We start from the raw sequence: 11,482 nt of genomic DNA on the forward strand, positions 1-11,482 counted from the left end.
GAGTTCGAAAGGCAGGTGATGGCTTCGGTGTCCGCCGGCCGGCCGGGTGATCCCCATAAGGGAGACCACCGGCCGCCGGCGGGCACCGACGCCGGATAGCTGTGGCTGCGTACTTCATCCGACGCGTCTTCGGCGCGGTGCTCCTGCTGCTGGTTGTCAGCGCGGTCACCTTCGCGATCTTCTTCCTCGTCCCCCGCCTCGCGGGCCAGACGATGGACCAACTGGCGGCCCAGTACGTGGGCAAGGACGCCAACCCCGACACGGTGCGGGCGGTCAAGGAGAACCTTGGCCTCGACCAGCCGCTCTACGTCCAGTACTGGGACTTCATCCGGCAGATCTTCGTCGGCGCCGACTTCAAGTTCGGACCCGACGCCTCCCACTGTGGCGCCCCCTGCTTCGGCTACTCCTTCAAGCGCCACATCGAGGTCTGGCCCGAGATCGTCAGCCGCATCCCGGTCACGTTCTCGCTGGCCATCGGTGCCGCGGTGATCTGGCTCATCACCGGTGTCGCCACCGGAGTCGTCTCGGCCCTGAAGCGCGGCTCCTTCCTGGACCGCTTCTTCATGGGCGTCGCCCTCGCCGGCGTCTCCCTGCCGATCTTCTTCACCGGCATGCTCGCCCTCGGTGTCCTCACCGTGCAGTGGCCGATCTGGTCGGACGGCATCAACTACGTGCCGTTCACCGAGAGCCCGCTCGACTGGGCGTGGAACCTGCTGGTCCCCTGGTGCTCGCTGGCCTTCCTCTACTCCGCGCTCTACGCCCGGCTCACCCGGGCCGGAATGCTGGAGACGATGGGCGAGGACTACATCCGTACGGCCCGCGCCAAGGGCCTCAAGGAGAGCCGGGTCATCGGCAAGCACGGTCTGCGGGCCGCGCTCACCCCGATCGTCACCATCTTCGGCATGGACTTCGGCCTCCTTCTCGGAGGTGCCGTCATCACCGAGACGGTCTTCTCCTTCCAGGGCATGGGCAAGTACGCCATCAAGAGCGTGCAGGAGAACGACCTGCCGATCGTGATGGGCGTGACCCTTACCGCCGCCTTCTTCATCGTCTTCTGCAATCTGCTGGTGGACCTGGTGTACGCCGCCATCGACCCCAGGGTGAGGTACTCGTGAGCGAGGTTTCCAAGGAGCAGACGGTCGGCACGCCGGCCGCCGCTGTGGGAGAGCCGGTGCCCGCCCAGCGCTCCGGCGCCGAGGACGCCTTCCTCTCGGTCCGTGACCTGCAGATCCACTTCCGTACCGACGACGGTCTGGTCAAGTCCGTCGACGGCGTCAGCTTCGACGTCAAGGCCGGCGAGACGCTCGGCATCGTCGGCGAGTCCGGCTCCGGCAAGTCGGTCACCTCGCTGGGCGTGATGGGCCTCCACCACGCCGCGCCGAACGCGCGGATCTCCGGCGAGGTCTGGCTGGACGGCGAGGAGCTGATCGGCGCCGACCCCGACCACGTACGGCGGCTGCGCGGCCAGAAGATGGCCATGATCTTCCAGGACCCGCTTTCCGCGATGCACCCGTACTACACGGTGGGCGCGCAGATCGTGGAGGCGTACCGGGTCCACAACAAGGTCTCCAAGAAGGTCGCCCGCGCCCGGGCGATCGACATGCTGGACCGGGTCGGCATCCCCGAGCCGGCCAAGCGGGTCGACTCGTACCCGCACGAGTTCTCCGGCGGTATGCGCCAGCGCGCGATGATCGCGATGGCGCTGGTCAACAACCCGAAGCTGCTCATCGCGGACGAGCCGACGACCGCCCTCGACGTCACCGTCCAGGCGCAGATCCTCGACCTCATCCGGGACCTGCAGAAGGAGTTCGGCTCCGCGGTCATCATGATCACGCACGATCTGGGCGTGGTCGCCGAGATGGCGGACAAGCTGCTGGTCATGTACGGCGGCCGGTGCATCGAGCGCGGCACGGCGGAGCAGGTCTTCTACGAGCCGCAGCACCCGTACACCTGGGGTCTGCTGGGCTCCATGCCCCGCATCGACCGCGACCAGACGGAACGGCTGACCCCGGTCAAGGGCTCGCCGCCGTCACTGATCAACGTGCCGGACGGCTGCGCGTTCAACCCGCGCTGCCCGTACGCGGATGTTCCGAAGGACAACATCACGCGCACCGTCCGTCCCGATCTGAGGGATGTCGGCGCCGGACACTTCTCCGCGTGTCACATGTCGCAGGAGGAGCGGAGCCGGATCTGGACCGAAGAGATTGCGCCGAAGCTGTGACCGACACCGACAAGAACGCATCCGCCGAGCCGATCCTCAAGGTGGAGGGCCTGGTCAAGCACTTCCCGATCAGGAAGGGCCTGCTGCAGCGCCAGACCGGCGCGGTCAAGGCGGTCGACGGGATCTCCTTCGAGGTGCGCGCGGGGGAGACCCTGGGCGTCGTCGGCGAGTCCGGCTGCGGCAAGTCGACGATGGGCCGGCTCATCACGCGGCTCCTCGAACCGACCGGCGGACGCATCGAGTTCGAGGGTCACGACATCACGCACATGTCGCCCGGCGCGATGCGGCCGCTGCGCCGTGACGTCCAGATGATCTTCCAGGACCCGTACTCCTCGCTGAACCCGCGCCACACGATCGGCACGATCGTCTCGGCGCCGTTCAAGCTCCAGGGCGTGCAGCCCGAGGGCGGCGTGAAGCAGGAGGTCCAGCGGCTGCTGGGGCTCGTGGGCCTCAACCCCGAGCACTACAACCGCTACCCGCACGAGTTCTCCGGCGGTCAGCGCCAGCGCATCGGGATCGCCCGGGCGCTCGCGCTCAAGCCGAAGCTCGTGGTGGCGGACGAGCCGGTCTCCGCGCTCGACGTGTCGATCCAGGCGCAGGTGGTGAACCTGCTGGACGACCTCCAGGACGAGCTGGGCCTCACGTACGTGATCATCGCCCACGACCTGTCGGTCATCCGGCACGTCTCGGACCGGATCGCGGTCATGTACCTCGGCAAGATCGTCGAGCTGGCGGACCGCAAGTCGCTCTACGAAGCGCCGATGCACCCGTACACCAACGCGCTGATGTCCGCGGTCCCGATCCCGGACCCGCGCCGCAGGGGCGTGAAGGACGAGCGCATCCTGCTCAAGGGTGACGTCCCGTCCCCGATCGCCCCGCCGGCGGGCTGCCGCTTCCACACCCGCTGCTGGAAGGCCACGGACCTCTGCAAGACCCAGGAGCCCCCGCTCCTGGAACTCCGCCCGGGCCAGCGCGTGGCGTGCCACCACCCGGAGAACGCGGAGGGCGTGGAGATCCCGTCGGCACGCGAGGCGGTGGAGATCACGATCACGAAGGCCCCGGAGCCGGCGGAGACGCCGGAGGCGCCTGAGGCGTAGCCGGAGGCGCCCCCCGTTGTGGGCAATCGTTCCGCTGGGGCGATGGGGGTCCCCCCTGCTCGAGCGAAGCCGAGAGCTTGGGGGAGGGTGGGCACAACGGACCCGCGCCCTGCCGGCGCCAGAGGCTTCCGATCCTGGACCCGCACCTCGTGCACAGCGCACTGGGGGTGCGGGTCCAGGCGCGGAACGCGGAGGCGCCGCTGAAGGGCGCCGTCCCGTGTGCCCACCCGTCCCGCCCTGCGGGACGATTGCCCACACGGGCGGGGCGAGGGCCCACACGGGCGGCGCGAGGGCCCACACGGGCGGCGCGAGGGCCCACACGGCGGGGGCGCCGGGCCGGGCACCCCCGGACAACCGGGACAATGGCCCCGTGCTCCACGAATTGTTCACCCCCTCCGTCCAACACGCCCTCGACCTCGTCGGCATCTTCGTCTTCGCCATCTCCGGCGCCCTCCTCGCCGTCCGCAAGAACTTCGACGTCTTCGGCATCGCCGTCCTCGCCGAGGTCACCGCCCTCGGCGGCGGTCTCTTCCGCGACCTGGTCATCGGCGCCGTACCCCCGGCCGCGTTCACCGATCTCGGCTACTTCCTGATGCCGCTGGTCGCGGCGGGCCTCGTCTTCTTCCTGCACCCGGAGGTCGAGCGCACCCAGACCGCCGTGAACGTGTTCGACGCGGCCGGTCTCGGCCTGTTCTGTGTGACGGGGACGACGAAGGCGTACGACTACGGCCTCGGCCTCACCTCCTCCGCCGTCCTCGGCCTCGCGACCGCCGTCGGCGGCGGTGTGCTGCGGGACGTGCTCGCGAACGAGGTGCCGTCGCTGCTGCGCTGGGACCGGGACCTGTACGCCGTCCCGGCGATCGTGGGCGCGACGATGGTCGTGCTGTGCATCCGGTTCGACGTGCTCAACGCGTTCACGAGCGGCGCCGCCGTCCTGACCGCCTTCGTACTCCGCCTGCTCGCGATGCGCTTCCACTGGCGCGCGCCCCGCGCCTGGAACCGCCGTTCCTCCGCGCGCGAGGAGCCGGAAAAAGCTACCGCTCAGTAGCAAGCTGCGGTACCGTCGGAAACATGAGCACGAGCACCGAGACGGCGATCAGCACGGCGTACGAGTTCGACCGCGACACCGCCGTCACCCTCCGGGAACCCGGCGTCTACGACGCCGACCTCTCCGCCGGCTGGACGATCATCCACGCCGTGAACGGCGGCTACCTCCTCGCCCTGCTCGGCCGCGCCCTCGGCGACCACCTGCCGCACCCCGACCCGTTCACGATCTCGGCGCACTACCTGACGCCGTCCGTGCCGGGCCCGGCGGTGATCCGCACGGAGACCGTCCGGACGGGCCGGACCCTCTCCACGGGCACGGCGTCCCTCTTCCAGTACGCCGAGGACGGCACCGAGGTGGAGCGCATCCGCGTCCTCGCCTCGTACGGAGACCTCGACGCCCTCGCGGACGACGTCCGCACCACCGCGACGCCGCCGGCGATGGCCCCGATCGAGAACTGCTTCAGCGCCGCCGACAACCCGGCGCCCAGGATCCCCGGCTCCTCGGCGATCGCGGACCGGCTCGACCTCCGGCTCGACCCGTCCTGCGTGGGCTGGGCGGTCGGCGCGCCGTCCGGGAAGGGCGAGATGCGCGCCTGGTTCGGTCTGGCGGACGGCCGCGAGCCCGACGCCCTGTCGCTGCTCCTCGCGGTCGACGCCCTGCCGCCGACGTCCTTCGAACTGGGCCTCCAGGGCTGGACGCCGACGGTCGAACTCACCACCCACGTCCGCTGCCGCCCGGCCCCCGGCCCGCTCCGGGTCTCCATCACCACCCGCAACCTCGCGGGCGGCTTCCTGGAGGAGGACGCGGAGGTCTGGGACACGGCGAACCGCCTGGTCGCCCAGTCCCGCCAACTGGCCCGAGCCCCCCGCGCCTGAGGCGGGCGCCGCACGTTTCGCGGCTGAGAACCGCCCCCGGCGGCAGGCTTGAACGGGCCGGGCGCCGGGCGTCGCAGCCTGGGCTCGTAGAATCGACCCACCATGGCTTACCTCGACCACGCCGCGACCACGCCCATGCTGCCCGAGGCGATCGAGGCGATGACCGCCCAGCTCGCCGTCACGGGCAACGCCTCCTCCCTGCACGCCGCCGGCCGCCGAGCCCGGCGGACCGTCGAGGAGGGGCGCGAGACGCTCGCCGCCGCGCTCGGCGCGCGGCCGAGCGAGGTCGTCTTCACCTCCGGCGGCACGGAGGCGGACAACCTCGCCGTGAAGGGCCTGTACTGGTCCCGCCGCGACGCCGACCCCCGCCGTAACCGCGTCCTGTCCAGCCCGGTCGAGCACCACGCCGTCCTGGACGCCGTCGACTGGCTGGCCACGCACGAGGGCGCCCAGGTCGAGTACCTGCCCGTCGACCGCCATGGCCGGGTCCACCCGGACGCGCTCCGCGAGGCGATCGCCCGCGACCCGGAGTCCGTCGCCCTGGCCACCGTCATGTGGGCGAACAACGAGATCGGCACGATCATGCCGGTCCGCGAACTCGCTGATGTTGCTGCCGAGTTCGGCGTCCCCCTGCACGCGGACGCCGTCCAGGCCGTGGGTCAGGTTCCGGTCGACTTCGCCGCCTCCGGGCTCGCCGCGATGACCGTCTCCGGTCACAAGATCGGCGGCCCGTACGGCATCGGCGCCCTGCTCCTGGGCCGCGAGTACACCCCCGTACCGGTCCTGCACGGCGGCGGCCAGGAGCGGCACGTCCGCTCCGGCACCCTCGACGTGCCCGCCGTCGCCGCGTTCGCCGTCGCCGCGCGGCTCGCAGCCGAGGGGCAGGAGGAGTTCGCCCGCGAGGTCGGCGCCCTGCGCGACGAGCTCGTCGCCGCCGTCCGGGCGCTCGTCCCCGACGCGATCCTCGGCGGCGACCCCGTCGAGCGGCTCCCCGCCAACGCCCACTTCACGTTCCCCGGCTGCGAGGGCGACTCGCTGCTCCTGCTGCTCGACGCGGCCGGCATCGCCTGCTCCACCGGCTCCGCCTGCACCGCCGGCATTGCCCAGCCCAGCCACGTCCTGCTCGCCACCGGCACCGACCCGGACCTGGCCCGGGGCACCCTGCGCTTCTCGCTCGGCCACACCTCCACCAAGGAGGACGTGGCGGCGGTCGCGGAGGCGATCGGCCCGGCCGTGGAGCGGGCGAGGACCGCCGGCCTCAGCTGAGCGAACGCCAGGCCTCGACCGACCGCCGGGGGCCGAGCCCAGGCCCCAGGCCCCCAGGCCCCCAGGCCTCCGGCCCCCAGGCCCCCCGGCCCCCAGGCCCAGGCCCCCAGGCCCAGGCCCCCGGGCGGCCCCGACCCTCGGGCCCCGACCCCCGGGCCTCAGGCCCCGGCCCCCGGGCCTCAGGCCCCGGCCCCCGCCCCCTCGGGCCCCGCGCCTCAGCCGATGGCCGTCCGCGCCTTCCGTACCAGACCCATGTACCGGTCCCAGTCCCAGGAGGGACCGGGATCGGTGTGGTCCGTGCCCGGGACCTCCACGTGCCCGATGATGTGCTCCCGGTCCACGGGTATCCCGTACCGCGCGCATATGTCGGCCGTGAGCCGCGCCGAGCCCTCGTACATCGCCGCCGTGAAGTCCTGCGGCCGGTCGACGAAGCCCTCGTGCTCGATGCCGATGCTCCGCTCGTTCATGTCGCGGTTCCCGGCGTGGAAGGCGACGTCGAGCTCGCGGATCATCTGCGCCACATGACCGTCCTTGCGGACCACGTAGTGCGCGGCGGCCCCGTGCCCGGGGTCCTTGAAGACCTTCAGGGCGCTCGCGTAGCTGCCCTGGACGACATGGATCACGACCCGGTCGATCACGTAGTCGTCCGGCCGGTCGGCCCGCCGCCAGTTCGCCCGCGACGCCGACGTCCACTCGGCGCCCTTGTGGTCGAGCTCCCCCTCGACCCGGTCCTTCTCCATCCCCGGCAGCCGCCACCACAGGCGCCCCAGCTCGTCCCCGGCCAGCGCGACCGTGCCCACCGCGGCGGCAGCGCCGCCGATCAGCAAGGCCCGCCGCCCCACCCGACGACCGCCCGCCCCGCCTGCCGTGCCCTTCGACTCACTCCCCATGTCACGGAGAACGCCGACGACCGCGACCGCGGTTCCCGGAGCCCCGTACCCTGGGGGGGCTATGACTAAGACTCTCCGTGTTCTCGCCGCCATGTCGGGCGGAGTGGACTCCGCCGTCGCCGCCGCCCGCGCCGCCGAAGCCGGCCACGACGTCACCGGCGTGCACCTGGCCCTCTCCGCGAACCCGCAGTCGTTCCGTACCGGAGCACGCGGCTGCTGCACGATCGAGGACTCGCGCGACGCGCGCCGGGCGGCCGACGTCATCGGCATCCCCTTCTACGTGTGGGACCTCGCCGAGCGATTCCGCGAGGACGTCGTCGACGACTTCGTCGCGGAGTACGAGGCGGGCCGCACCCCCAACCCGTGCCTGCGCTGCAACGAGAAGATCAAGTTCGCGGCGCTCCTCGACAAGGCGCTCGCCCTCGGCTTCGACGCGGTCTGCACCGGTCACTACGCCACCGTCGTCCTGAACGGGGACGGCACCCGCGAGCTGCACCGGGCCTCGGACATGGCCAAGGACCAGTCGTACGTCCTCGGCGTCCTCGACGAGAAGCAGCTCGCGCACGCGATGTTCCCGCTCGGCGACACCCTCACCACCAAGGAAGAGATCCGCGCGGAGGCCGAGCGGCGCGGGCTCGCGGTCGCGAAGAAGCCCGACAGCCACGACATCTGCTTCATCGCCGACGGCGACACCCAGGGCTTCCTCGCCGCCCGCCTGGGCAAGGCGGAGGGCGACATCGTCGACGAGGCCGGGACGAAGATCGGCAGTCACGAGGGCGCGTACGGCTTCACCATCGGCCAGCGCAAGGGCCTGCGGATCGGCCACCCGGCCGCGGACGGCAAGCCCCGCTACGTCCTCGACATCTCGCCCGTGAACAACACCGTGACCGTCGGCCCCGCCGAGGCCCTCGACGTCACCGCCCTCACCGCGATCAAGCCCCGCTGGTGCGGCACCGCCCCCGAGGGCCCCGGCCGCTACACGGCCCAGCTCCGCGCCCACGGCGGCGAGACGCCGGTGAGCGCGGCGATGGAGGACGGCGAGCTGAGGGTCGTCTTCGACGAGCCGGTCCGCGGCGTCGCCCCGGGCCAGGCGATCGTCCTGTACGACGGCACGCGCGTGGTGGGCTCGGCGACGATCGCGACGACGGCGCGCCGCACGGCGGCGACCGCGTAGACGCACGGCGGCGACCCCCTAGCCCTCCTCCAGGAACTCCTCCAGGACCGGTGCCAGGACGTGCGGGGCCACCTCGTGCGTCTGGCCCGTCAGGGTGCGGTGCCGGGCCCGGGGGAGTGCCGCCGTCAGGGCGCGGGCCGCGTGCCGGGTCGCCGCCGGGCTCGCGCCCCCGTCGACGACGAGCACGCGCGCGTGGACCGCGGAGACGAGCCCGTCCGCGAGCGGCTCCGGCTCGTACACCGACACCGTGTCCACCGGGAGCCCGGCCGCGGCCCCGGCGAGCGCGAGGACACCGCCCGTCTCCGTGCCGTGCACCGCCGCCCCGGGACCCGCCGCCTCCAGGACGGCCGCCAGGTCCTCGATCTCCCGCTCCACCGCGGCCGTCCCGCGCCGCTCGTACGTCACGACGGAGAAGCGCCGGGCGAGCAGCCCGGCGAGCGCCCGCCCGCTCCCGCCGGCGCCGCCGACCAGCACGACGGCCCGCCCGTCGCCGTACCGCTCGTACGCGATCTCCGTACCGTCCCGCGACACGACCCGGTCCCTGCTCATCTCGTCCATGGCAGTGCAGACCGGAGCCCCCGGCGGAACTCATCGCCGCCCGCCGGACTTTCTTCGCGACCCCCTGCGGCGACCCCCTACGGTGGGGCCATGAACATCTGCGTCTTCCTGTCCGCCGCGGACCTCGACGAGCGGTACACGGCCCCCGCCCGCGACTTCGCCACGCTCCTCGGCAAGGCCGGCCACACCCTCGTCTGGGGCGGCTCCGACACCGGCCTCATGAAGGTCGTCGCGGACGGCGTGCAGGAGGCGGGCGGCCGGCTCGTCGGCGTCTCCGTCGACTTCCTCGCCCACAAGGCCCGCCCGAACGCCGACGAGATGGTCGTCGCCGGCGACCTCGCCGAGCGCAAGGCGCTGCTCCTCGCCAAGTCCGACGCGATCGTGGTCATGGTCGGCGGCACGGGCACCCTCGACGAGGCCACCGAGATCCTGGAGCTGAAGAAGCACGGCAAGCACGCCAAGCCGGTCGTCCTCCTCAACACGGCCGGTTTCTACGACGGCCTGAAGACCCAGTTCCAGCGCATGGACGCCGAGGGCTTCCTCCCCCGCCCGCTGACCGAGCTCGTCTTCTTCGCCGACGACGGCCCGACGGCCCTCGCCCACCTGGAGGCGGAGATCGCCTCCCGCTGATGCGAGCATGGTGCGCATGGCTACACATGTGATCACCGGAGCGGGTTCCGGCATCGGCGCGGCCGTCGCGCGCCGCCTTCACGCGCGCGGGGACGAGCTCGTGCTGCACGTGCGCGACGCGGGGCGGGCCAAGGAGCTCGCCGCGCGGTTCCCCGGTGCGCGGACGCTCGTCGGGGACCTCGCCGACCCGGACCGGCTGTCCTGGGCGTTCTCGCACCAGAGCCTGCCCGACCGGGTGGACTCCCTGCTGCACATCGCGGGGGTCGTCGACCTCGGGCCGATCGGGGAGCTGACCCCGAAGACCTGGCACCACCAGCTGAACGTCAACCTGGTCGCCCCGGCCGAGCTGACCCGGCACTTCCTGCCCCAGCTGCGGGTCTCCCAGGGCCACGTCGTCTTCGTGAACTCGGGCGCCGGGCTCAACGCGCACGCCGAGTGGGGCGCGTACGCCGCGTCCAAGCACGGCCTCAAGGCGCTCGCGGACTCCCTGCGGCACGAGGAGCACGCGAACGGCGTGCGGGTGACCTCGGTCTACCCGGGCCGCACCGCCAGCCCCATGCAGGCGAAGGTCCACCAGCAGGAGGGCAAGGAGTACGACCCGTCGAAGTGGATCGACCCCGAGTCCGTCGCGACGGCGATCATCACCGCCATCGACCTGCCGCGCGACGCGGAGATCAACGACCTCACCGTGCGCCCGGGGCGATAGGGCATGGACGAGATCAAGCTCTGGGGGCCGGCCACCGGCGTCGGCTCCCTGCCCGGCGGCGACGCCCGCGAGGCGGCGAAGACGGCCACCGGGTCCTTCGAGGACTTCCCGTTCCTTCCCGAACTGCCCGCGCGCGGGCCCGGCGCCGACATGATCGGCCGGACGATCGGCATGCTCGTCGACCTGTACGCGCACGTGGAGCCGAGCGGCTGGCGGATCAGCGACCGGCCGGGCCGCGACACCAAGCGGGCCCGCTCCTGGCTCGGCGAGGACCTGGACGCCCTGGAGGAGTTCACCCAGGGGTACGAGGGTCCGCTCAAGGTCCAGGCCGTCGGTCCGTGGACGCTCGCCGCGGCCCTGGAGCTGCGCGGCGGCGAGGCCGCCCTCGGCGACGCGGGCGCGTGCCGCGACCTGGCCGGCTCGCTCGCGGAGGGCCTCCACACGCACCTCGCGGAGCTCAAGAAGCGCGTCCCGGGCGCGCGGATCGTCCTCCAGCTCGACGAGCCCTCGCTCATCTCCGTCCTGCGCGGGCAGATCCGTACGGCCAGCGGCTACCGCACCCACCGGGCCGTCGACCGGCAGGTCGTGGAGAGCGCCCTGCGGGACGTCATGGCCGTCCACGACGGGCCGGTGATCGTCCATTCCTGCGCGTCCGACGTGCCGTTCGCGCTGCTGCGCCGTGCCGGGGCCGCGGGCATCTCGTTCGATTTCTCGCTCCTCACCGAACGTGACGAGGAGCCGATCGGCGAGGCCGTGGAGGCCGGGACGAAGCTCTTCGCCGGTGTGGTGCCGTCCACCGACACCGCATTGTCGGACCCGGGCGGTAGCGTCATGGGTGTCAGGACGCTGTGGCGCAGGCTGGGGCTGAATCCGGGGACTCTCGCGGAGTCCGTCGTGGTCACGCCCTCGTGCGGACTCGCGGGTGCTTCGCCCGCGTATGCCCGGGCGGCGCTCGCCCACTGCGTCAGAGCGGCGCGGTCGCTCGCGGACAACCCTGAGTAACGGGAGGACGAAACG

At 72.3% G+C, this 11,482-nt stretch carries 12 protein-coding genes; 10 read left to right on the forward strand and 2 right to left on the reverse strand.

What is annotated here, in order from left to right; translation table 11 throughout:
* The first annotated feature begins 101 nt into the window (after window positions 1-101).
* The 6 genes from ACZ7HT_RS33030 to ACZ7HT_RS33055 all read left to right on the forward strand — a co-directional run bounded on the left by ACZ7HT_RS33030 (window position 102) and on the right by ACZ7HT_RS33055 (window position 6,507).
* A complete protein-coding gene (locus ACZ7HT_RS33030) occupies window positions 102-1,115 on the forward strand; it encodes an ABC transporter permease (RefSeq protein ID WP_471172749.1) in 1,014 nt (337 codons plus the stop codon).
* Window positions 1,112-2,221, forward strand: a complete 1,110-nt coding sequence (locus ACZ7HT_RS33035) for an ABC transporter ATP-binding protein (RefSeq protein ID WP_471172751.1) — start codon at window positions 1,112-1,114, stop codon at window positions 2,219-2,221. The genes ACZ7HT_RS33030 and ACZ7HT_RS33035 overlap by 4 nt, the downstream gene beginning before the upstream one ends.
* The gene (locus ACZ7HT_RS33040) at window positions 2,218-3,318 is read left to right on the forward strand and encodes an ABC transporter ATP-binding protein (protein WP_471172753.1); all 1,101 of its coding nucleotides are present in this window, start codon (window positions 2,218-2,220) and stop codon (window positions 3,316-3,318) included. Before ACZ7HT_RS33035 ends, ACZ7HT_RS33040 begins: the two co-directional genes overlap by 4 nt.
* Before the next feature lie 370 nt (window positions 3,319-3,688).
* Entirely contained in the window at window positions 3,689-4,366 is a 678-nt protein-coding gene (locus tag ACZ7HT_RS33045; protein WP_471172756.1) for a trimeric intracellular cation channel family protein, read from the forward strand.
* Between the two features lie 23 nt (window positions 4,367-4,389).
* Window positions 4,390-5,241 (forward strand): thioesterase family protein, encoded by an 852-nt coding sequence (locus tag ACZ7HT_RS33050; RefSeq protein WP_471172757.1) that lies wholly within the window; start codon window positions 4,390-4,392, stop codon window positions 5,239-5,241.
* 102 nt (window positions 5,242-5,343) lie between these two features.
* Entirely contained in the window at window positions 5,344-6,507 is a 1,164-nt protein-coding gene (locus ACZ7HT_RS33055) for a cysteine desulfurase family protein (RefSeq protein WP_471172760.1), read from the forward strand.
* 215 nt (window positions 6,508-6,722) lie between these two features.
* Here ACZ7HT_RS33055 and ACZ7HT_RS33060 read toward each other — a convergent pair whose 3' ends face one another.
* Entirely contained in the window at window positions 6,723-7,397 is a 675-nt protein-coding gene (locus ACZ7HT_RS33060) for an N-acetylmuramoyl-L-alanine amidase (RefSeq protein WP_471172761.1), read from the reverse strand.
* Window positions 7,398-7,458: 61 nt separating this feature from the next.
* Here ACZ7HT_RS33060 and mnmA point away from each other — a divergent pair, with 61 nt between their 5' ends.
* Window positions 7,459-8,571, forward strand: coding sequence for a tRNA 2-thiouridine(34) synthase MnmA (gene mnmA / locus ACZ7HT_RS33065; protein WP_471172762.1), 1,113 nt, complete (start codon window positions 7,459-7,461; stop codon window positions 8,569-8,571).
* 18 nt (window positions 8,572-8,589) lie between these two features.
* Here mnmA and ACZ7HT_RS33070 read toward each other — a convergent pair whose 3' ends face one another.
* A complete protein-coding gene (locus ACZ7HT_RS33070) occupies window positions 8,590-9,129 on the reverse strand; it encodes an alpha/beta fold hydrolase (protein WP_471172764.1) in 540 nt (179 codons plus the stop codon).
* A 90-nt stretch (window positions 9,130-9,219) separates the two neighbouring features.
* Here ACZ7HT_RS33070 and ACZ7HT_RS33075 point away from each other — a divergent pair, with 90 nt between their 5' ends.
* The 3 genes from ACZ7HT_RS33075 to ACZ7HT_RS33085 are packed head-to-tail and all read left to right on the forward strand — an operon-like array spanning window position 9,220 to window position 11,467.
* Window positions 9,220-9,759 (forward strand): LOG family protein, encoded by a 540-nt coding sequence (locus ACZ7HT_RS33075; protein ID WP_471172766.1) that lies wholly within the window; start codon window positions 9,220-9,222, stop codon window positions 9,757-9,759.
* 7 nt (window positions 9,760-9,766) lie between these two features.
* A complete protein-coding gene (locus ACZ7HT_RS33080) occupies window positions 9,767-10,465 on the forward strand; it encodes an SDR family oxidoreductase (RefSeq protein WP_471172768.1) in 699 nt (232 codons plus the stop codon).
* A gap of 3 nt (window positions 10,466-10,468) precedes the next feature.
* Window positions 10,469-11,467 (forward strand): methionine synthase, encoded by a 999-nt coding sequence (locus ACZ7HT_RS33085; protein ID WP_471172769.1) that lies wholly within the window; start codon window positions 10,469-10,471, stop codon window positions 11,465-11,467.
* The last annotated feature ends 15 nt before the right edge of the window (window positions 11,468-11,482 follow it).

Source organism: Streptomyces sp. NPDC037410 (assembly GCF_055602235.1).

Coding starts and splice junctions, on each gene's coding strand:
- ACZ7HT_RS33050 (WP_471172757.1), top strand. CDS start 4,390: ATGAGCACGAGCACCGAGACGGCGATCAGCACGGCGTACGAGTTCGAC.
- ACZ7HT_RS33055 (WP_471172760.1), top strand. CDS start 5,344: ATGGCTTACCTCGACCACGCCGCGACCACGCCCATGCTGCCCGAGGCG.
- ACZ7HT_RS33060 (WP_471172761.1), bottom strand. CDS start 7,397: ATGGGGAGTGAGTCGAAGGGCACGGCAGGCGGGGCGGGCGGTCGTCGG.
- mnmA (WP_471172762.1), top strand. CDS start 7,459: ATGACTAAGACTCTCCGTGTTCTCGCCGCCATGTCGGGCGGAGTGGAC.
- ACZ7HT_RS33070 (WP_471172764.1), bottom strand. CDS start 9,129: ATGGACGAGATGAGCAGGGACCGGGTCGTGTCGCGGGACGGTACGGAG.
- ACZ7HT_RS33075 (WP_471172766.1), top strand. CDS start 9,220: ATGAACATCTGCGTCTTCCTGTCCGCCGCGGACCTCGACGAGCGGTAC.
- ACZ7HT_RS33080 (WP_471172768.1), top strand. CDS start 9,767: ATGGTGCGCATGGCTACACATGTGATCACCGGAGCGGGTTCCGGCATC.
- ACZ7HT_RS33085 (WP_471172769.1), top strand. CDS start 10,469: ATGGACGAGATCAAGCTCTGGGGGCCGGCCACCGGCGTCGGCTCCCTG.